Consider the following 19,461-nt stretch of genomic DNA (forward strand, 5'->3'; position numbering starts at 1 on the left):
CCCCCTTATTTTTTAGGCATTACCGAAACCCTGTGGCTCGGTACGTCAAGTGACCTTGTAACTGCTTCGATGATCCACTTTTTTATCTGGATATTCTCAGCACCCTTTGCTACGACCAGGACACCGCGAATTTTTGGTTTTTTCGTTTCTAAAACAATTGGGCCTTCTTTCTCACCACTTTTTATAATGACGAGCTGCTCATCAATATTCGAATCTTCGACTGTCCGTTTGCCGCCGTCCTGATCCGTTTCTTCCGTGATTTGCTTTTGCGTGACCTTGTTTTTTTCAAAGATTTTCTGTTCGGAAGCATCCACGTTTACAACTACTTTGACATCATCAACGCCTGAAATCGCTTCAAGCGCTTCCTTCATTTCGGTTTGCAAATATTTCTCATAATCCTTAATCGATTTGATTTCCACTTGTTCTTTCCGGCCGAATGCCGGCACTTCCTCTTCCGACTCTTTGTCATTGAAAGCAGGCATTGCATCGTTTGGATCCATTTTGGTCTGATCGGTTGTCAAAAAGTTCCCTGCGGTCATGATTCCGACTCCAATAATAAGGACCACGAAAACGTAAGCATAGAGTGAAGGTTTTTTCTCTTTTGGTTCCCCATCTTTAATGAATAGTTTGTAAAGCCAGGTTATAGGACCTTTATCATTTTTCAATTTTTCCAGCCACTCCCTTCCCCGGCTATTTCAATCACTTGTTCATCTACGGACCAATTCGCTGCGAGAAATTTTTTAATCTCGTCCAAGTTGGCAGGCTGTTTCTGCGGAGCTGTGTCCCCTGTATTGATTTCTATTTTCGTGACAACCTCTACTGAGTCTGTTTCACTCTTTGCTTTGTCCAATTCCAGTACAATCTTTTCTAAGTCCTCCGGCATCTCAGGTTGTTTAGCATTTTTTACTTCTAAATGAATGGATTGAATTTCCATTTCGTACTTCGCTATCAACTCCTCTTCCACTCCTGCCTTCAACCCGACAGCCATTTGTTCTAAAATATATGCATGTTGTGAGGCTTGTATTTCTTTTTTCTTCATTTCTGTTAAATTTTCCAGATTCTTTTGCTCACCCTTCTGGAAAGAAGCCGTTGCTTCTGCCAGCAATTGATCAAAATCGGTGTTAAATAAGGAAAGCACCGGCGATATGATAACCGCAATCAGCAAGAGACCAATGACCATCTTCGCATACTTCTGCATCGCCGAGCTCGGGAGCAGCATATCAATGACAGTGGCTAGTAACACAAACAAAATGATATTCGTAATCCATCCCGTTAAAAATTCCAATGCTCCTGCTCCTTTCCTCACCTCACCATGAGCGTAATATTTCCGGCCGCTATAATAATCGTTATGCTTAGAAAAAACATAAGCGATACAATAGCCAGAGCCGCAAAAATATAAATCATGCTTTTGCTGATAATATCGAGACAGTTGATCACCGGTCCTCCGCCAAGCGGCTGCAAAAGCCCCGCTGCAAGCTTATAGATGAAGGAGACAATCAATATCTTGATGGCCGGAAAGGCCGTGATCATAAGCAGGATCGCCATACCTGCCACCCCCACGGTATTTTTCAAGAGGACGGATGCATTAATAACAGTATCTGTAGCATCCGTAAACATTCTCCCGATCACCGGTATGAAATTGCCGGTAATAAACTTCGCGGTTCTTAATGTTATCCCGTCAGCAACAGCCGATGTGGCTCCCTGAACGGAAATGACACCGAGAAAAACGGTCATGAAAGCTCCAAGAATCCCGATTCCAAAGTTTCGAAGCAGCTGGGCAAGCTGTGTCACTTTATATTGGTCCGTCAACGTGCTGACAATGCTGAGAAGTGCTGAGAGAAACAGCAGCGGCAGGACGACATATTGAACCAAGATCCCGCTCGTGTTCATGAGAAAGAAAAGCACCGGATGAAAGAATCCCGCCGAGATTACACCGCCCGAAGCGGCAATCAAAGCGAGCAGCAAAGGGATCAACGCCATCAGAAAGGAAATCATTAAATCGATTGTTTCCTTCGTATAGGTAATGGCGACATGAAAGCTGTTAAGTGCGAGAATAATCAGCACCATATATACAATCGCATAGGCAACTTTACTGATGGAACTTTGTTCAAAGGCATTTTGGAGCGACTGGAGAAACATGCTGAACACAGTAAGCAATATCAATGAGCCAAGCAGCTTACCATTTACAATCAATTCATGGAAAATGAATTTTCCCAATCCCTTAAACCATTCCGCGAATGAAAACTGCTTTTCCCCGCTGATAAAATCCATGAAGCTGCCTTTTTGGCTTTCCGGCAAAAAACCTCCGTATTCAGAGATGACATCATCCCAATATTGTTTCAGCTCGTCCACTCCGAGCTTGTCGATTTGAGACTGAACAAGCTCCGATTGCATAATGGGTTCTGTTTCAGCGGCGGGGGAGGCAAGGACCGTGCTGCCCTGAAAAAAAAAGAGGAAAAGCAGCATGAGCGATAGGTAGTATATTTTTGGCTTCATATATTCACCTCACCTGTAATTAACAGATACCGTCTGTCAGCTCGGAATCATCTTAATAATCGTTTCGATGATGACTGTCAGAATCGGGATCGCCATTGCCAAAATCAATATTTTGCCGGCGAGTTCAATCTTTGAAGCAAGCGATCCTTGTCCGGCATCTTTCGTTATCTGGGAGGCAAACTCGGCAATATAAGCAATCCCAACAATCTTTAGAATCGTTTCAAGATACACCATATTGACATTGGCATTGACTGCGATTTTTTCGAGCATCTGAATGATTTCATGAATTTTATCCGCCAAAAAAAGAAAGATCGAACAACCGACAAAGACCACCAGCAGGAAGGCAAAATTCGGCTTTTGCTCCTTGATGATAAGGGCGAGGAAGGTGGCCACCAATGCGATCCCGGCTATTTTGATAATTTCAATGGCCATCCCCTCCCTACTGAAACAAAAACACAGATTTGATTTTCTGGAAGAGATTCTCCACGATCGACGCAACCATGAATAAGATATAAATAAAACCAAAAAGGGTGACCCATTGAGCGTATTCCTTTTTTCCGACCTGATCCAAAATTGTATGCAAAAAAGCCACTACAATTCCGACACCGGCAATTTTAAATATGATGTCTACATCCATGCCCATCTCATTTCCTCCCGTATCTGCCTACATTAGCAAAATTATTAATAACAAGCCGGATAGAAAGCCAAGGCTTTTGACCATTTTTTCGTATTTTCCCTGCCGGTCGATCGCGTCGTTCTCGAACCGTTCCAAATGCGTCATCGTGAGCTGTATCTGTTTTTGCTGATGATATCTATCATGCCTGCCGAGTGTTTCACCAAATTGGGATAGAATTTCAAATTCCCCCTGTTTTAATGCAAGCCATTTCCATATCTCTTTTAAGGACTCATCCCAGGCATCCTTCACAGTCGTTTCGCCTGAAGTAAGACGGTTAGCGAACGATTCAAAAAACCATGAGAGCGGTTTAGGCATTTGCTTCGAAAGCTTAAAGGCTGCTTCCGCGAGAGGAGTATGACCATACATAATTTCTGCTTCCAGCGATTGCAAAGCCACCTTCAGCTGCCTTAGCTGGCGCGGCCGCTGGCTCAAATGTCTGGAAGCTTCAAATCCAGTCCAGGTCGTGGCTAAAATAATGATTGCCGCACCTATTAGCTTAAACATCTATGAAACCCCCAGTTTCCGTGAAATAGGCTGACCCCGGGCATCCAGAACGGTTGAAATTCTCCCTCCATCTTCATCTCTTTTTAATTCAATGAATCTTTCGAATATGTTCTGTTCAAGGATATGGGCAATATTCGGACGTTTTTTAACATCCTCCAATGAATGCCCGTGAGTGGTGATGATCAGCTTGATCCCCGCATTCACCGCTTCCAACACGGCCATCGTATCTTCAGCCCGGCCAATTTCATCGACGACGAGAACATCCGGAGACATCGATCGGATCATCATCATCATTCCTTCTGCCTTTGGACAGCCGTCAAGCACATCCATCCTCGGACCAAATTCCAGCTGCGGCACCCCATGGACCGCGCCTGCAATTTCCGAACGTTCATCAACAACTCCTACCTTATTCGGCTGAATCTGATTTCGTTCATCTCCACCTGAAATAATGCGCGCGATGTCCCGGAGCAAAGTCGTCTTACCGCTTTGCGGTGCACCGATGATCATGGTATGTTGCCATCCTCCCATGAATAGATAGGGAATCAAGCCTTGCGCAGCACCGATTTTCTGCCTGGCTATCCTTATGTTAAAAGAGGAGACATCCCTGATCGCTTTAACAGCACCATTCTCCAGGATAACTTTGCCGGCCAGGCCCACTCTATGTCCTCCTGCAACCGTTATATAACCTCGTTTCAATTCTTCCTCAAGCGTATATAAAGAAAATTGGCTCAGACGACTGAGCAATCCTTGAGCATCCGCAGCACTCACCAGGTACGGCATAAAAGATGGCCTGCCGCCGATAATGATTTCAAGAGGCCTCCCGACACGGATGCGAAGCTCTTCGATTTTTTCGGCCTCGGCCGGTGGAACAGACCTTAGCTGTTCATGAATCTTTTTCGGCAAAAGTGACAGGACACTTTCCATAGCTACCCCCCTCGTTCATTATTTAAAATGTATGCCTGTCCGCACAGTTTATGACTGGCATTGATGAACAGTTATGGAGGAAACCTCGACGATTGGCAAGTATTTTAAAGTAGCCAATTCCATATTTCGTAGCGGGAATTTTAGTTTTGTAGCGGGTTTTCTGCGGATTGTAGCCGGGTTGGGGACTTTTGTAGCGAGAATCTCATTTTTGTAGCCAATCCCAGATTTCGTAGCCGGAATTTCATTTTTGTAGCCGGGTTGCTGCTGATTGTAGCCGGGTTGAGAACTTTTGTAGCCGAAATTCCAGTTTTGTTGCCAGGCTCTTTTTTTGTTGCGGAAATTTTGATTTTGTTGCCGCTTTGACTAGTTTTGTTGCCGAAACAGCGACTTTCGTTGCCGGAATTCTGTTTTTGTTGCCTGTCCCATTTTTTGTTGCGGATAATTCCATTTTGTTGCCGGTTTGACTGGTTTTGTTGCCGAAACAGCGACTTTCGTTGCCGGAATTTCAGTTTTGTTGTCAGGCCCTTTTTTTGTTGCGGAAATTCCGATTTTGTTGCCGGTTTGACTAGTTTTGTTGCCGGAACAGGGACTTTTGTTGCCGAAATTCCAGTTTTGTTGCCAGGCTCTTTTTTTGTTGCGGAAATTCCGATTTTGTTGCCGGTTTGACTAGTTTTGTTGCCGAAACAGCGACTTTTGTTGCCGAAATTCCAGTTTTGTTGCCAGTCCCTTTTTTTGTTGCGGATAATTCCATTTTGTTGCCGCTTTGACTGGTTTTGTTGCCGAAACAGCGACTTTCGTTGCCGGAATTCTGTTTTTGTTGCCAGGCTCTTTTTTTGTTGCGGAAATTTCCAGTTTGTTGCCGGTTTGACTAGTTTTGTTGCCGGAATAGAGACTTTCGTTGCCGGAATTTCAGTTTTGTTGCCAGGCTCTTTTTTTGTTGCGGAAATTTCGGTTTTGTTGCCGCATTGACTGGTTTTGTTGCCGAAACAGCGACTTTTGTTGCCGAAATTCCAGTTTTGTTGCCAGGCCCTTTTTTTGTTGCGGAAATTTCCAGTTTGTTGCCGGTTTGACTAGTTTTGTTGCCGAAACAGAGACTTTCGTTGCCGGAATTCTGGTTTTGTTGCCAGGCTCTTTTTTTGTTGCGGAAATTCCGATTTTGTTGCCGGTTTGACTAGTTTTGTTGCCGGAACAGAGACTTTCGTTGCCGGAATTTCAGTTTTGTTGTCAGGCCCTTTTTTGTTGCGGAAATTCCGATTTTGTTGCGGGTTTGACTAGTTTTGTTGCCGGAACAGCGACTTTCGTTGCCGGAATTCTGTTTTTGTTGCCAGGCCCTTTTTTTGTTGCGGAAATTTCCAGTTTTGTTGCCGCTTTGACTAGTTTTGTTGCCGAAACAGCGACTTTTGTTGGCGGAATTTTAGTTTTGTTGCCAGGCCCTTTTTTCGTTGCGGAAACTTTCCGTCGGGTTGATTAGTTTTGGAACCGGGGGAGAACTTTCCCATTTTGTAACCAGTCCCGGATTCCTAACAAAATTGAGCACAAAAAAACCGGAGATTCAAGATCTCCGGTTTTGGACTTTTCTTATGCACGCGATACATAGGAAGCTTCTGTTGTATTGATGATCAGACGGTCTCCCTGGTTTATGAAGAAAGGAACCTGGACTGTAAGTCCTGTTTCAAGGGTTGCCGGTTTCGTTCCACCGGAAGCGGTGTCCCCCTTAATTCCCGGTTCTGTTTCTGTAACTTCTAGTTCAACTGTGTTTGGAAGCTCTACCCCAAGCGTTTCACTTTGGAATGTCATGATATGCACTTCCATGTTTTCCTTCAAGAATTTCAATTCCCTCTCGATGCTCGTTTCAGGAAGTTCGATTTGATCATATGTTTCATTATCCATAAACACATGGTTGTCGCCGCTTGCATACAAATATTGCATCTTGCGGTTTTCGATATGGGCTTTGCTTACTTTTTCACCGGCCCGGAAGGTCTTTTCCTGGATGGAGCCTGTACGAAGGTTCCGAAGCTTTGAACGTACAAACGCAGCTCCTTTACCTGGCTTTACATGCTGGAATTCAATTACCTGCCAAATGGCATTGTCTACTTCAATTGTTAACCCGGTACGAAAATCATTGACGGAAATCATCTTTTGTCCTCCTACATGTTTTACAGAATAATTAACTCTTTAGTTGAATGGGTGAGCGATTCATTGCCGCGGGTGGTAATGATCGTATCGTCTTCGATCCGGACACCGCCTAATTCTGCCACATAAATGCCCGGTTCCACGGTTACAGCCATGCCTGGTTCAAGTATGGTTTCAGATCTTACGGAAAGTGCCGGTCCTTCATGCACTTCGAGGCCGATGCCATGACCGGTTGAATGGCCAAAACTTTCTCCGTATCCTTTTTCGGCAATAAAATTACGGGTTAGTGCGTCTGCTTCTTTTCCAGTCATGCCCGGCTTGATGCCGGCCATTCCCCGCAGTTGTGCTTCAAGAACGATGTTGTAAATATTTATTAACTCATCACTCGGCTGGCCCACTGCCAGGGTTCGGGTAATATCGGATACGTACCCGTTGTAATAAGCTCCGTAATCAAGCGTGACCAATTCTCCCTTTTCAATCACTTTATCAGAAGCAACCCCGTGCGGAAGAGCCCCGCGGTACCCTGAAGCGACAATCGTGTCGAAGGAAGAAGAGGAAGCTCCCTGCTTTCTCATAAAAAACTCAAGTTCATTGGAAACTTCCAATTCGGTTAAACCGGGACGGATATATTGTGTGATATGGGTAAATGCCGCATCGGCAATCTGAGCGGCTTCCTTTAATATCTTAATCTCTGACGGTGTCTTAATCAAGCGCAATTTCTCTATCAGGCCGGATACCGGGACGAGCTCACCTTCAAAAGCGGTTTCATACACTTTGTATGACCCAAACGTGACGTGATCCTGTTCAAAACCAAGCCTTTTGATGCCCATCGCTTTTGCCTGACTGGCCACTTCATCGGTAATCGTACCAGTGTGCTGGATAATTTCAAACCCTTGAGCCTGCTTTCCTGCCTGTTCCATATAGCGGAAATCCGTAATGAATTTCGCTTCTTTGAGGGAAATCAGCACAATACCCGCAGAACCGGTGAAGTTCGTCATATAGCGGCGGTTATATGTGCTTGTGATCAAAAATCCATCAACCTGGACAATCTCCATTTTTTCGCGGAGTCGCTCTAATTTTTCCATCTCACGTTTCACTCCTTTATAATTTTTTTAATGCATGAAGCGCTAATTCGTAGCCTTGCAGACCAAGTCCGACGATTTGACCGGCCGCAACCGGTGCAATAACGGATACATGCCTGAAATCCTCCCGGGCATGAACGTTTGTAATATGTACTTCGATGACGGGGATTTTTATAGCAGCAATCGCATCCCGAATCGCATAGCTGTAGTGTGTAAACGCTCCTGGATTGATAACGATGCCCTTTACGCCATTGTCTTCGGCCCAGTGCAGTTTATCAATAATGGCTCCTTCATGGTTAGATTGGAAGAAATTCAGGCTGATTTCGAGCCCTTCCTCATTTTGCCTTAAAGAATTCTCTAAATCGGAAAGCGTCTCTGTTCCGTATTGCTTTGGCTCCCGCTTGCCTAACCGATTAAGATTAGGTCCGTTTATCACTAATATAATTTTCATGCTACACCCGCTTTATCTGCTGAATTGAAAAAAGAATGTTCAACATGAACATTCTATCATAATCCCAAATTATGTTACACAGAAAAGAGCAAGCATCTTTTCATGTTCAATGCGTGATCTATAATCAGGTCATTTCCGTTTCCATCTTTTCTATCTTTTCGAGCTCCTGATGTTCGTAAGAAATTGAATAGCCGATAGATACCCCAAATAAGATAAAAAGACAGATGCTAGTGATAATGGTGTTACCCGTCATTTCCGCATAAGAGGGAAAATCAGGGAACATCGGTTTTAAAATAAAAACTAAAATCAGCCATAAAACCAGTCCATATAGCAGACCGGCAAAAATACTTGTGGCCTTTTTTAATAAAGCATAGTAAACGAGAGCTACCAAAATGGAAAGGATTCCAAAAAGCAGGATGGATATGACCACCCCGAGCCAGCCTTTGGCCCATTCTAAAGTAATCCATGAAGTTAGAAGAACTTTTGGGCTGAAGTCCAAAAAATTAAAAAAGTAGGCAACCTGGGCCATTAGGCTCCAAAAAACACCGCTAATAAAACCAATGACCATGGAATCCATGACAAGAGACCTTGGTACATCCCGTCCGGTTTGTTCTTCATTTAGCTCAGACATATCTTTCACCTCCATTAAGTAACATGCCCCTTCCCTGCATGCAATATTTCTATGAATTCATCCATGCAATCAAAGTCGAACAATTAAAGTATAAAAATATTGTTTTTTTTAGTATGATAAAGAAGTAGTACGAAGGGTCCCAAATAACAGCATAGGTTGGTGTAGAAATTGTCTGAAACCCAAAAACCAGTATACGGAGGGCAGGCGGTAGTGGAAGGCGTCATGTTTGGCGGCAAACACCACACCGTTACCGCGGTCCGGCGTAAAGACTCTTCAATAGAATATTTTCATGTACCACGAGAAAGTAAGCCCCTGCTTAAGAAATTAAAAAAAGTCCCTTTTTTACGCGGGATCGTAGCCATCATAGATTCAAGTGCCAACGGCTCAAAGCATCTAAACTTTTCATCAGAACGCTTTGATGTCGATCCTGCTGATGATGGGGAAATCGCAAAGGAAGCGGCATCATCGTCGAAGCTGACAATGTGGCTAGGTGTAGCAGCCATTGGCGTGCTCTCATTCATTTTTGGAAAATTGATATTTACACTCATCCCGGTTTTTCTCGCTGATTTAATGCAACCGATTTTCGAGGGTAAGACCGCCCAGATTCTTGTAGAAGGCTTCTTCAAGCTTCTCCTATTGTTTTCCTATATATATTTTGTGTCGCTCACCCCGATCATTAAAAGGGTTTTCCAATATCACGGAGCTGAGCACAAGATTATCAATTGTTTTGAAAACGACAAAGAACTTACTATCGAAAACGTTCAAGCCCAGTCCAGGCTCCATTACCGCTGTGGCTCAAGCTTTATGTTATTCACTGTATTTGTAGGGGTTTTTGTCTATATGTTCTTTCCAACGGATCCTCTCTGGCTGAGAGTCGTCAATCGGATATTGCTCATTCCAGTGGTCCTCGGCATCTCCTTTGAAGTGCTTCAGCTTACAAACAAATTGAGAGATGTTCCCGTTCTGCGCTATCTTGGCTATCCTGGTCTATGGTTGCAGCTTTTGACCACGAAAGAGCCGACAGATGACCAAGTTGAAGTGGCCCTGGCTTCTTTCAATGAACTTCTCAGACTGGAAAACGCAGGTTTAAAAACAGAAGATATTGTGTAAAAAAATAGCATAAGGAAAAAATAGTTTAGGATTATTTTATAAAAATCGTTTAAAAAGCGGCAAAAATGCTCATGATGCTCTTAAGGAGGTGTCTTTGTTGAATCGTATCATTTACGGGATCATTGCCTTGGCCGTTCTCGGACTCGCCAGCCAACTGTTTCACAATCCATGGAGCTTGATTAGAAGCGTCCTGATTATCGCAGTTGTGGTGGGAATTGTTTATTTGATTTATAAACGTTTAACAAAGGATAAACCTGAAAAAAAAGAGCAACGAGCATTTCTTAAAGCCGCTCGCCAATCAAAAAAAAGGCAGAAATCCACAAAGGCAAAACGGGATAATGTCGCTAACTTTTCTCTAGCCAAATCAGCGAAGAAATCGAAAATCAGAAAAAAATCGGAAGCAAACCTAACCGTCATTGAAGGAAAAAAAAATAAAAAGAAAAATCGGGCTTCGTTTTAAAAAGCCCGATTTTTTAATAGGTCCATTTTTTTAGGAACTTTTCAGCCGATTGTTTCCCCTGATTAACAAGCATAGCCTTGTTCTCCTCTGTTAATTCAAATTCAGTCGCCGACACGCCCTTCATCGGAATGAAAATAATATTGTTAACATGTTTTCTTGAGATATACCTGGAATCGTGAGCATCCTTCATCGTCTTGAACAGAGCGCTGAACATCTCAAGTGCGTTGTCCACTTCATGAGGTTTTTCGCGTTCTTTATCTCCGCTTAGTTTCATTCCGAGAACAGGACGCCTCTTTTTTACATGTTCCGAATCGAATAGCCACATCGGAAAATTGCTCAACACACCGCCATCCACAAACACATGACTATGTCTGCCCTTATCCAGCAGCTTGACTGGTTCAAAAAAATAAGGAATGCTGCAGCTCATTCGTACTGCTTTTGCGACCGGAAAACTACCAGGATCAATTCCGTACTTAACAAGGTCATCCGGCAGCACAACTAATCTTCCATTTGAAATGTCGGAAACGATAATTCTCAAGCTTTGAAATGGAAGATCCGAAAACCTGACGACTCCTCTTGCTGCAAGCTTTTCGGCTATCCATTTTTCAAGGGCGTCTCCCTTATACAAACCGAGCTTCCAATAAACCATTAGCCATTTTGCAAACGGAATTGGAAACCTGTTTCTTCTTCTGGCATCCAAAAGCTGGATTACATCCATGTCGTTTAACATATCATTTATTTCACGGCCATTGTAGCCGACTGTAATGAACGCCGCAATAATCGAGCCTGCACTTGTCCCGGCCGTCCTGCAGAATGTGAATCCTCTTTCCTCCAGTACCTGTAAAGCGCCGACCAATGCAAAGCCCTTAATTCCCCCTCCGGAAAACACCCCGTCAATAAGCAACTTGCCCACCCCGCTAAAGGCCTTTTATACACTTTAAGCAGGGGAAAAGCTGTATGTCACTGAATTTTTAACTTTATTGATTTAGGTAAAATACTGAACTTCACTTTCTGGAAAAAAGCGGCCGATATAGTCTCTGATTGTTGATTCCAATTCATTAGCTTCTTCATTTTGATAGACATACTTTCCAATTCCGTACCGACCCCATTTGTATTTACGTTTGCTTTCATCCAGCTCAAGCTTTGACTTTGGATAATTTTTCTGAATCACCCGTTTTGCCGGAGCCGTGAACCGGTGCTGAATTAATTCAAAGGTTAAATTGGATAGATCTATCCCTTGCAATGACTCACTTAAACGTTCAAACAGTTCAAGATAGCCTGCTTTCCAGTCTTCATGGATATAAATCGGCGCAACGATGAATCCAAGTGGATACCCGGCACCCGCTACTTTCCTCGCTGCTTCTATCCTTTCTTCAAAAGAAGATGTTCCCGGTTCGAAATTTTTAATCACATAGCGGGAATTGATGCTGAAGCGAAACCTTGTTTTCCCATTGTGCTTGGCATCAAGCAAATGATCGACATGATGGAATTTGGTAACGAACCTTAGCAAGCCAAATTCTTTTTGTCCAAAGAATTCAATGGTTTTCTTTAATGAGTGAGTTAAATGATCGATACCGACAATATCGGATGTACAGGCTGCTTCAAACCTTGTGATTTCCGGTTTTCTTTCCTCCATATATTTATCGGCTGCTTCGAAAATCTCATCCAGATTGACATAAGACCGTATGTAAGGCTTGCTGCCAAGAGTTGTCTGCAGGTAACAGTAATGGCAATGTCCCATACACCCTGTAGCGAGCGGAATTGCATATTCAGCGGACGGCTTAGATGTATCAAATTTCAACGTCTTCCGGATACCAATGACCAAAGTCGATTTGGCGACCCGGTATTTCTGAAGGTCATTATCTCCGGGCAACCCCCTGATTTGGTTATGCGACGTCGTTTCCCTGATTTCTATGTTCATGTCCTCGAACTTCTGTTTCAGTTCACGGCCAAGCGGATAATCCAATGCTTTTGGTTCGATATATACGAGTTGCGGGACGAATGGTTTCATATCTATGCTCTCCTTTTACGACAGTATGCAGGTAAGTCAAAATTGACACCCTATTCCTAAGGATAGTTTTTCTGAATCCTTGAGTTCTCATGTTGATTTTCTTATGGGAAAATTTAATAGATCGGAGGTGACAAGCAGCACATGGAAAAAAGAGAGGACCAATTTCTAACCAATGCCCCAAAGGAAGAGAAACTGACGATTGAAACTGACCCGAACCGAAAGACGGTACCGGGAGATTCAGTGGATGAATATATGGAATTAAAGACAGCAAACGGAATTTTAGCCGAGGATGAGATCGCACAACAGAATGAAAATCTTTAAAGAAAAGTGAAAGCGCCCTGCAGAATGGAACATCGACTAAGAACTGCCACGTCCTTATGTCTTACGTCGAGGTCAGCTCATCCTGTGCAAGTCCGAGCGGCTGGGCGCTGTAACTAGACATTCATCAAATTTAAAGAGAATTATACTTACTACATAAAAAGACCGAATACATTTTTGTAATCGGTCTTTCAACAATTTCTGTTCATGCATGCTCATCTGCGTTCTCGGTGTGGATGAACTTCATGACGATCAACAAAATGATGAGTCCAATAACCCCGGAGGCAATATAGCTTATGTTCAAATAGTTTTTCATAAGGATCGACATGAGCGGCGGTCCCAAACCCACTCCGAAAAAACGCGCCGAGCTGTAAAATGAAGAAATAGTCCCTCGTTCATCCTTCTCAATATTTTCAGTAATCATAGCATCTAATGTTGGCAATAAGGCTCCTATCGCAATCCCGACAAGGCTGGTAACCACCAGAAGTAAAATCAGCCGCGCTTTCACGTATCCAACAAAAACGATACTTACTGACATAAGAATCAGACAGCCTATTATTAATTTCTTCATCAAAGGCAGGCTACCTTTGATTTTCCTACCCGATACATATGATGAGATACAAAGCAAGAAAAGCGGAATCGCAATGATAAAACCTTTTTTTACACCTTTTAATTGATGGATTATTTCCAGGCTGTCAGACAGGAAAAAAAGCATGGCAAATAAAATAAGCATCACATACGCACCTAACAGGAAGACCGTATACAGCCATCTTCCTTCCTGTTTGAACGTTTTCCTCGTTATACTTACAAATTCCTTAAACTTTTTTGGCTCCTCCTTCTCTTTCGGCACCTTTATAAAGAAAAACACGAGGATGATCGAAATCAGGCTAAAAAAGGAAATCGAGAAAAACGGAAGATACCATAAAAAGGCGGCAAATAGCGATCCCAAAATTGGACTAAGCACTTTACCAAATGTATTGCTTGTTTCAATAATGCCTAAGCTCGAACTCGTTTTTTCGTCATCATCTTTATAAAGATCTCCGACTAAAGGCAAAATGATTGGTGAAGCACCGGAGGCTCCGATGCCTTGTAAAACTCGGCCGATAATAATCCACGTGAAGGGCTGATCAAGTTTCCATGAGGCAAAACCGGCGATCAGTCCGCCTATAAGGGCGATGATCAGTGCCGGCAGAATCACTTTTTTTCTGCCGAATTTATCGGATAAATACCCGGCTACAGGTATCAGAAAGATGGAAGAAATCGAGTAGCTTGTAATGACCATACTCGATTGAAAAGAGGTAATTCCTACCTTATCCTCGAAGATGGGCAAAATCGGAATCAGCATTGAATTTCCCAGCGTCATTACAAGAGGGATCGAAGCCATGCTTACGATACACCACACACTCACTTTATTCTCTTCTACACATACCTTCTTTTCCATCCCCACACCTCATCAGACAATTGTATTAGTATCATGTCCTAAACGCTGAAATGTTTTCGAACAAAAAAAGGAAATGTACAGACGAGTCCAACTCATACGTAAAAAACCTGACAACGAATATCGCTGTCAGGTTTCAAGTGGTTTACAAACCGCATTTCAATTGGGCGCCGCAGTTGGTACATGTGTTGCAGCCGCCTATTTCGTTTACTTCGCCTTTACGGCAGACCGGGCAAGTATCGCCTACTTCAGAACCGATTGTTACATTCGTGGACCGCAATTCGTTAATTGTATCAACAAGGACCACTTTCGGCTTTTTATCCTCTTCATATTCTAAATCAAATTCATCAAGATTGTTTTCTTCCGCTTTCAAAGTCAGAACCTGGCTGTCACGGCTTCCGTCAACATAAACCGTACCGCCTTTGGCCCCGCCTTTGTACAAACGCTCATATACCTTTTGAACCTGATCGACATTATAGCCTTTTGGTGCGTTAACGGTTTTGCTGATTGAGCTGTCAATCCAGCGTTGGATGATGCATTGTACATCAGCATGTGCTTCCGGAGCAAGCTCCATCGCAGATACAAACCATTGCGGCAGGTTATTAGGATCCGCTTCAGGATTTCTGTCCAGATATTCCTGAACGATATCCGCTTTCACTTCGATGAATTTCCCAAGGCGTCCGCTTCGGAAATAAGTGAATGAGAAGTAAGGTTCTAAGCCTGTTGAGACTCCGACCATTGTTCCAGTGCTCATTATTGTTACTCTCCATTAGGAGGGTGGGGTTATCAGTACCCACTCCTTATATCGCTATAAGGATCAGACTATATCATCAACCAGTTATTTATACTGGTGCTCGGCGTGTAGTCGTTGAGGGGTCAGCCACGACTTCCCTGCGGATTGTCTGGCAGGAAGGAACAATTCCAACACCTTTGCATTTTTACCTTTTCATGCTGGCAAGGCACAGGTAGCAAAGGATACTCCAGGGTTTCCCGCATATAGCCAAGTTTACGCTACTTTCTTACGAATGTAGGGGGCAGATTGTTTACCCGTTGGTGCTACTGTTAACAAGTGTGAATTCCGGATACCATACTCTAGAATGTCATTTCTCACATCCTCAGGCATTTTCTGCATGAAGCCTGTTTCAGTGAAAGCTTTTCTTAAGCGGTTTGTTTCTTGCTGCTCTTTTGCTTCAAGGAATGGGAAGCTTCCTTTTTCTTTCGCGAGTTCAACCGAAGTACGGTATGCAGTAGTTGCAATCGTCTCGAACACGCTATCAACCAAGATGTTTCCTTCTTCAGAACCATACTCTGTTTCACAGTAGATCAATAAATCATGGAGTCCCATAACTCCAAGCCCGACCCGACGTTCGCCAAGAGCCTGCTTTTTATTTTCTTCTAGGAAATAAGGAGTCGCGTCAATAACGTTATCCTGCATTCTTACGCCGATTTCCACAGTCTTTTTCAATTTTTCAAAGTTTACAGTTTTCGTTTCTTTATCAGCCATTTCACCCAGGTTTACTGCAGCCAGGTTACAGACTGAGAATGGAGCAAGGGGCTGCTCGCCACACGGGTTTGTCGCCACTACCTGTTGTCCATACGCTTTGGCATTTGTCATTTCATTGGCATTATCAATGAAGAATATGCCTGGTTCAGCCGAATAAGTGGCACAGATGTTAATCAGGTTCCAGAGTTCCTTAGCCTTGATTTTACGGTAGACACGGACTTTATGTCCCTGCTTTTTCCACTCTCGGACATCGCCGGTTTCATGCCATGATTCGTTATAAACTTTCATTTCAGCAGCATCATAGCTTTCCACATCAGGGAAACGAAGTTCATATTCTGCATCATTTTCAACTGCATCCATGAATTCTTTTGTCAGGCAGATTGAGATGTTTGCCCCAGTCAGGAATTCAGAATTATGAACGGTGTAGGTTCCGCCAATGCGCAGTTTCTCCTCAGCATCTCTAATAATTTTATCATTAAATCCGCCCATTCCTGGAATCTGCTTGTAATTCACGATTCCCTGATACATTGCTTCTTCTTGTTCGGTGAAAGGTGTAAATTTCAGCTTTTCGCTGGCATATTTCTTAATCGTTTCATCATTTGTATTTTCCATTAAATAACGAAGGATTCTTGGGTTTTGCATTTTAGAAATGATAAATTCAATGATATCTGGATGCCAATCCGAGAGCATGATCATCTGAGCTGAGTTGTTGCGTTGATTCGTTACATCAACTCTCTAAGTCACCTTAGAGTCCAGACCATATCTTACACTCAAATCCTGAGTGTCCCCGCGCTTCGGAATCACTTGATTCCTACTCTACTCACTTCCGCTTGCTTTAGCGTGCTTTCGATGGTCGTTGAACCTTCTCCATGTTAAAGGAGCTTGGCTGCTGATTGTCTTTCTCCACTTGTTGTTTTCAAGCATTCACGCTTACCGTTTCCAGTTACGTTGTAGCCAACAAGTCATTCCAAAGAGTTCCCAGCAATTCACGAGGTTTATTTATAGACGAGGCACTCATGATGCTTTACCACGTCTCGACCCGCCCTGCTCAACCAAATGCGTCAACTTTGCAATATCATCGAGCCATGATACGGAACCTGATGATTTACCATTCACACCTTTAGCAAGCGTGTTGCGTGGACGAAGCGTTGATCCGTTCGTACCGACACCGCCGCCGCGGCTCATGATTTCCATGACCTGTTTCCGGTGTTCTGAAATTCCTTCACGGGAATCCTGGACGAAAGGCATTACATAACAGTTGAAATAGGTTACGTCTGTATCAGCACCGGCACCGTACAACACGCGGCCGGCCGGTACAAAGTTCAAATCGGCGAGCTCTTGATAGAACTTTTCGAACCATTCCTGGCGCTTTTCTTCAGTTTTTTCTACTGAAGCGAGTCCCGTAGCGTTTCGCTTAGCGATTTGTTCGTAGAAAATTTCAAGCGGTTTCTCAATGATATCGAGGGAACGATTGATGATCCCCGTTTCCAATTCTTTAGGATTGTCCAACACCCCGCGATATTCTTCATCGACCAATACATCGGCCCGCTTGTTTTCCCAATCAATGTTCTGGATGTAACCGAGACCCCTTGCCGGGAACTTCGGATCTTCTTTAATGGTGAGCACGACAAAGTCACCGTTTGATAATGTTACTTTTGCCGTATCCTTAAACGAGTAGCGGTCAATCATCACCAGCCTTGAGACGCCCTTATGCGTCCTGTGCATGTCAGGTGTGATCTTGTGCACCTGTGGGAATAAGGAAATATCCTTATTCAAACTCTCAACATTAATCTTCCTCGTGTCTTTCAAAACGACAGCCATGACCATCTCTCCTTTACTTACTATCCTCTTCTTAGATGCGGGTTTCTTTATGTAGTTGTCTAAGAACGTCATATATTTTTGAAGTACCCTTAATCTATCACACCAAAGCGCAAATATCAATATATGGTGTGTTAATTATTTCACCGGATACTACATATTGATATTTTGGTCAATTCCTTCCCTTCTTGTCAAACCGATAAACACTTAAATCAGTTAGGATTATGTAGAAAACTATCGATTTTTGTCAGTTTTCGGACGAATACAGTCGATTTCAACTGTTGCATTTTTTGTACTTCTTTCAAACGCTGGTGGTTGCTGAAAAAACAGGATAACCCTAAAAAATCTGAAAATTTTTTTATTTTTCTAAAAGCTCCTAAAAGAAAAAAGCGACGCTGGCCACCTATCTCATATAGGTCCATTCATCGCTCTCATATTTTGTTTTAGCAAGGTGTTCTATTTCCTCTAATTGCTTTTCGCTCAAAGTATAAGGTTTTAATTCAATATCAAGACCTTCAGCAAATCCATTCTTAAATGCTTCCTTCGCTTCAGCAATATTGATTCTGCGGGTTGTCAGATCATGTATGGCCACCGCTTTATCTTTAAAGCTTTTCATCATTCTTTCCTTAACCCGGTCATTTGAGAAGTTAAACATGCTGAACAGTTTATCATCATCAAGATCAATCAGAATCGAGCCATGCTGCAGAATTACGCCTTTTTGTCTGGTCTGCGCACTGCCCGCGACTTTCCTGCCTTCGACCACCAGCTCATACCAGCTTGGTGCATCAAAGCATACGGAAGATCTCGGTTCCTTTAAAGCTGCCTTTTCTGAATCGGTTTTAGGAACCGCAAAATAGGCATCCATGCCAAGATTTTGAAATCCCATTAAAACTCCCTCGGAAATGACCCGGTAAGCTTCCGTAACATTCTTTGGCATGCCAGGATGTTCTTCCGTTACGATGACACTGTATGTAAGCTCATGCTCATGCAATACAGCCCGTCCGCCGGTTGGCCTCCTGACGAACCCGACTCCTCGTCTTTTCACTTCGTCGAGATTGATTTCCTTTTCAGCTTTTTGAAAATAGCCGATCGAAAGGGTTGGCGGGTTCCAGCCGTAGAATCGAATCACTGGCGGAATCTCGCCATTGCTGTGCCAGTTCAGCAGCACTTCATCCATCGCCATATTAAATGATGGGGAACAATCTCCCGAATCAATATATGCCCACACTTCTTTTGTCATATCTCAAACCTTCTTTACAGTCATCATTTCCATAGTAGTGTATCAAACTTATCCGCTAATAAAAAGCAAACTCTCTTTCCAGAATATAAAATCATTTACGATAAATTTTTTTTGATTAAATAAGCGTTCAATACTATAATAGGACATGTCTGGTCTGTATTGCTTATCGCAGAGAAAGGGGTTTGAAGACTTTGACATCATTATATATTCTCTTGATTATCCTGGCTGGTTTCATGTCATATTCGATATTTAACTTGCTTAGACAACGCAAAATAGCAAAGACTTTAAGTCAGGATGAATTCGTGGCCGGATACCGCAAAGCACAGCTAATTGATGTGCGGGAACCGAATGAATTTGAAGCTGGGCATATTTTAGGGGCGAGGAATATTCCTTTAACCCAGCTAAAAACCCGCCTGAAGGAGCTTCGTACGGACAAGCCGATCTATTTGTATTGCCAAAGCGGACTAAGAAGCGGAAGAGCGGCACAAATGCTGCATCGAAAAGGATACAAGGAGCTCTATCATTTAAAAGGCGGCTTTAAACAATGGAGCGGCAAAATAAAAACGAAAAACTAAGAATCCATGTTATCATGGGTTCTTTTTTTAGCTTAGGCTTTGTTCCATATTATTGTTGATATGTCTCAATCTAAAAAACAACCCTTAAAT

General features: G+C 43.1%; 22 protein-coding genes and 3 pseudogenes. 5 read left to right on the forward strand and 20 right to left on the reverse strand.

The window, feature by feature from the left end:
- Nucleotides 1–5 precede the first annotated feature (5 nt).
- From spoIIIAG to LQ216_RS09580, 9 genes are all read right to left on the reverse strand, one after another.
- Nucleotides 6–665, reverse strand: coding sequence for a stage III sporulation protein AG (spoIIIAG, locus tag LQ216_RS09540; RefSeq protein WP_230129065.1), 660 nt, complete (start codon nucleotides 663–665; stop codon nucleotides 6–8).
- On the reverse strand, nucleotides 662–1,285 hold the full coding sequence (gene spoIIIAF / locus LQ216_RS09545; protein ID WP_230129066.1) for a stage III sporulation protein AF: 624 nt from the start codon (nucleotides 1,283–1,285) through the stop codon (nucleotides 662–664). Before spoIIIAF ends, spoIIIAG begins: the two co-directional genes overlap by 4 nt.
- Nucleotides 1,286–1,302: 17 nt before the next feature.
- Complete coding sequence (gene spoIIIAE, locus LQ216_RS09550) at nucleotides 1,303–2,496, reverse strand: stage III sporulation protein AE (protein ID WP_230129067.1); 1,194 nt, start codon at nucleotides 2,494–2,496, stop codon at nucleotides 1,303–1,305.
- A 36-nt stretch (nucleotides 2,497–2,532) separates the two neighbouring features.
- Nucleotides 2,533–2,928: a stage III sporulation protein AD gene (gene spoIIIAD, locus LQ216_RS09555; RefSeq protein ID WP_230129068.1), complete on the reverse strand. Its 396-nt coding sequence runs from the start codon at nucleotides 2,926–2,928 to the stop codon at nucleotides 2,533–2,535.
- Nucleotides 2,929–2,935: 7 nt separating this feature from the next.
- Entirely contained in the window at nucleotides 2,936–3,139 is a 204-nt protein-coding gene (gene spoIIIAC / locus LQ216_RS09560) for a stage III sporulation protein AC (RefSeq protein ID WP_117308061.1), read from the reverse strand.
- Nucleotides 3,140–3,160: 21 nt separating this feature from the next.
- Nucleotides 3,161–3,676, reverse strand: coding sequence for a stage III sporulation protein SpoIIIAB (spoIIIAB, locus tag LQ216_RS09565; protein WP_230129069.1), 516 nt, complete (start codon nucleotides 3,674–3,676; stop codon nucleotides 3,161–3,163).
- Complete coding sequence (spoIIIAA, locus tag LQ216_RS09570; protein WP_230129070.1) at nucleotides 3,677–4,600, reverse strand: stage III sporulation protein AA; 924 nt, start codon at nucleotides 4,598–4,600, stop codon at nucleotides 3,677–3,679. It lies immediately after the preceding gene.
- A gap of 241 nt (nucleotides 4,601–4,841) precedes the next feature.
- Nucleotides 4,842–5,048, reverse strand: a complete 207-nt coding sequence (locus LQ216_RS09575; RefSeq protein ID WP_230129071.1) for a hypothetical protein — start codon at nucleotides 5,046–5,048, stop codon at nucleotides 4,842–4,844.
- Nucleotides 5,049–5,165: 117 nt separating this feature from the next.
- The gene (locus LQ216_RS09580; RefSeq protein WP_230129072.1) at nucleotides 5,166–5,351 is read right to left on the reverse strand and encodes a hypothetical protein; all 186 of its coding nucleotides are present in this window, start codon (nucleotides 5,349–5,351) and stop codon (nucleotides 5,166–5,168) included.
- A gap of 450 nt (nucleotides 5,352–5,801) precedes the next feature.
- On the opposite strand from LQ216_RS09580, the gene LQ216_RS09585 reads away from it, so the two are divergent.
- A complete protein-coding gene (locus LQ216_RS09585) occupies nucleotides 5,802–6,071 on the forward strand; it encodes a hypothetical protein (protein WP_230129073.1) in 270 nt (89 codons plus the stop codon).
- A gap of 107 nt (nucleotides 6,072–6,178) precedes the next feature.
- Here the strand turns inward: LQ216_RS09585 and efp are convergent, their stop codons facing one another.
- From efp to LQ216_RS09605, 4 genes are all read right to left on the reverse strand, one after another.
- Entirely contained in the window at nucleotides 6,179–6,736 is a 558-nt protein-coding gene (efp, locus tag LQ216_RS09590; RefSeq protein WP_230129074.1) for an elongation factor P, read from the reverse strand.
- 20 nt (nucleotides 6,737–6,756) lie between these two features.
- Complete coding sequence (locus LQ216_RS09595) at nucleotides 6,757–7,818, reverse strand: aminopeptidase P family protein (protein WP_230129075.1); 1,062 nt, start codon at nucleotides 7,816–7,818, stop codon at nucleotides 6,757–6,759.
- Nucleotides 7,819–7,834: 16 nt separating this feature from the next.
- Nucleotides 7,835–8,266, reverse strand: a complete 432-nt coding sequence (gene aroQ, locus LQ216_RS09600; RefSeq protein WP_230129076.1) for a type II 3-dehydroquinate dehydratase — start codon at nucleotides 8,264–8,266, stop codon at nucleotides 7,835–7,837.
- Nucleotides 8,267–8,390: 124 nt separating this feature from the next.
- Nucleotides 8,391–8,897, reverse strand: coding sequence for a YqhR family membrane protein (locus tag LQ216_RS09605; RefSeq protein ID WP_230129077.1), 507 nt, complete (start codon nucleotides 8,895–8,897; stop codon nucleotides 8,391–8,393).
- Between the two features lie 168 nt (nucleotides 8,898–9,065).
- Here LQ216_RS09605 and LQ216_RS09610 point away from each other — a divergent pair, with 168 nt between their 5' ends.
- Together LQ216_RS09610 and LQ216_RS09615 are read left to right on the forward strand one after the other, a co-directional pair.
- Entirely contained in the window at nucleotides 9,066–10,007 is a 942-nt protein-coding gene (locus LQ216_RS09610) for a DUF1385 domain-containing protein (RefSeq protein ID WP_230129078.1), read from the forward strand.
- Nucleotides 10,008–10,104: 97 nt separating this feature from the next.
- On the forward strand, nucleotides 10,105–10,467 hold the full coding sequence (locus LQ216_RS09615) for an SA1362 family protein (RefSeq protein ID WP_290369254.1): 363 nt from the start codon (nucleotides 10,105–10,107) through the stop codon (nucleotides 10,465–10,467).
- Nucleotides 10,468–10,480: 13 nt separating this feature from the next.
- Here LQ216_RS09615 and LQ216_RS09620 read toward each other — a convergent pair whose 3' ends face one another.
- Both LQ216_RS09620 and splB read right to left on the reverse strand, forming a co-directional pair.
- Complete coding sequence (locus tag LQ216_RS09620; protein ID WP_230129080.1) at nucleotides 10,481–11,371, reverse strand: patatin-like phospholipase family protein; 891 nt, start codon at nucleotides 11,369–11,371, stop codon at nucleotides 10,481–10,483.
- Nucleotides 11,372–11,452: 81 nt separating this feature from the next.
- Complete coding sequence (gene splB / locus LQ216_RS09625) at nucleotides 11,453–12,478, reverse strand: spore photoproduct lyase (protein WP_230129081.1); 1,026 nt, start codon at nucleotides 12,476–12,478, stop codon at nucleotides 11,453–11,455.
- 141 nt (nucleotides 12,479–12,619) lie between these two features.
- Here splB and LQ216_RS09630 point away from each other — a divergent pair, with 141 nt between their 5' ends.
- Nucleotides 12,620–12,799, forward strand: coding sequence for a hypothetical protein (locus tag LQ216_RS09630; RefSeq protein ID WP_230129082.1), 180 nt, complete (start codon nucleotides 12,620–12,622; stop codon nucleotides 12,797–12,799).
- 202 nt (nucleotides 12,800–13,001) lie between these two features.
- Here the strand turns inward: LQ216_RS09630 and LQ216_RS09635 are convergent, their stop codons facing one another.
- The 5 genes and pseudogenes from LQ216_RS09635 to LQ216_RS09655 form a co-directional block, all read right to left on the reverse strand.
- On the reverse strand, nucleotides 13,002–14,237 hold the full coding sequence (locus LQ216_RS09635; protein WP_230129083.1) for an MFS transporter: 1,236 nt from the start codon (nucleotides 14,235–14,237) through the stop codon (nucleotides 13,002–13,004).
- 142 nt (nucleotides 14,238–14,379) lie between these two features.
- A pseudogene (locus LQ216_RS09640) lies at nucleotides 14,380–14,985 on the reverse strand (ribonucleotide-diphosphate reductase subunit alpha); the annotation flags it as partial.
- 294 nt (nucleotides 14,986–15,279) lie between these two features.
- Nucleotides 15,280–16,440 (reverse strand): annotated as a pseudogene (locus LQ216_RS09645) (ribonucleotide-diphosphate reductase subunit alpha); the annotation flags it as partial.
- 324 nt (nucleotides 16,441–16,764) lie between these two features.
- A pseudogene (locus tag LQ216_RS09650) lies at nucleotides 16,765–17,559 on the reverse strand (ribonucleotide reductase N-terminal alpha domain-containing protein); the annotation flags it as partial.
- Between the two features lie 400 nt (nucleotides 17,560–17,959).
- A complete protein-coding gene (locus tag LQ216_RS09655) occupies nucleotides 17,960–18,796 on the reverse strand; it encodes a biotin/lipoate A/B protein ligase family protein (RefSeq protein WP_230129084.1) in 837 nt (278 codons plus the stop codon).
- Between the two features lie 191 nt (nucleotides 18,797–18,987).
- On the opposite strand from LQ216_RS09655, the gene LQ216_RS09660 reads away from it, so the two are divergent.
- A complete protein-coding gene (locus LQ216_RS09660; RefSeq protein WP_230129085.1) occupies nucleotides 18,988–19,371 on the forward strand; it encodes a rhodanese-like domain-containing protein in 384 nt (127 codons plus the stop codon).
- Nucleotides 19,372–19,461 lie beyond the last annotated feature (90 nt).

This window comes from Bacillus sp. CECT 9360, from assembly GCF_918741275.1.
Lineage (GTDB): Bacteria > Bacillota > Bacilli > Bacillales > DSM-1321 > Peribacillus.

What these genes read in the sequence shown, in the direction of transcription:
- spoIIIAB (WP_230129069.1), bottom strand. Translation starts at nt 3,676, where the DNA reads ATGTTTAAGCTAATAGGTGCGGCAATCATTATTTTAGCCACGACCTGG.
- LQ216_RS09580 (WP_230129072.1), bottom strand. Translation starts at nt 5,351, where the DNA reads ATGGAATTATCCGCAACAAAAAAAGGGACTGGCAACAAAACTGGAATT.
- LQ216_RS09575 (WP_230129071.1), bottom strand. Translation starts at nt 5,048, where the DNA reads ATGGAATTATCCGCAACAAAAAATGGGACAGGCAACAAAAACAGAATT.
- efp (WP_230129074.1), bottom strand. Translation starts at nt 6,736, where the DNA reads ATGATTTCCGTCAATGATTTTCGTACCGGGTTAACAATTGAAGTAGAC.
- aroQ (WP_230129076.1), bottom strand. Translation starts at nt 8,266, where the DNA reads ATGAAAATTATATTAGTGATAAACGGACCTAATCTTAATCGGTTAGGC.
- LQ216_RS09605 (WP_230129077.1), bottom strand. Translation starts at nt 8,897, where the DNA reads ATGTCTGAGCTAAATGAAGAACAAACCGGACGGGATGTACCAAGGTCT.
- spoIIIAD (WP_230129068.1), bottom strand. Translation starts at nt 2,928, where the DNA reads ATGGCCATTGAAATTATCAAAATAGCCGGGATCGCATTGGTGGCCACC.
- LQ216_RS09655 (WP_230129084.1), bottom strand. Translation starts at nt 18,796, where the DNA reads ATGACAAAAGAAGTGTGGGCATATATTGATTCGGGAGATTGTTCCCCA.
- spoIIIAC (WP_117308061.1), bottom strand. Translation starts at nt 3,139, where the DNA reads ATGGGCATGGATGTAGACATCATATTTAAAATTGCCGGTGTCGGAATT.
- spoIIIAA (WP_230129070.1), bottom strand. Translation starts at nt 4,600, where the DNA reads ATGGAAAGTGTCCTGTCACTTTTGCCGAAAAAGATTCATGAACAGCTA.
- LQ216_RS09630 (WP_230129082.1), top strand. Translation starts at nt 12,620, where the DNA reads ATGGAAAAAAGAGAGGACCAATTTCTAACCAATGCCCCAAAGGAAGAG.
- spoIIIAE (WP_230129067.1), bottom strand. Translation starts at nt 2,496, where the DNA reads ATGAAGCCAAAAATATACTACCTATCGCTCATGCTGCTTTTCCTCTTT.
- splB (WP_230129081.1), bottom strand. Translation starts at nt 12,478, where the DNA reads ATGAAACCATTCGTCCCGCAACTCGTATATATCGAACCAAAAGCATTG.
- LQ216_RS09595 (WP_230129075.1), bottom strand. Translation starts at nt 7,818, where the DNA reads ATGGAAAAATTAGAGCGACTCCGCGAAAAAATGGAGATTGTCCAGGTT.
- LQ216_RS09635 (WP_230129083.1), bottom strand. Translation starts at nt 14,237, where the DNA reads ATGGAAAAGAAGGTATGTGTAGAAGAGAATAAAGTGAGTGTGTGGTGT.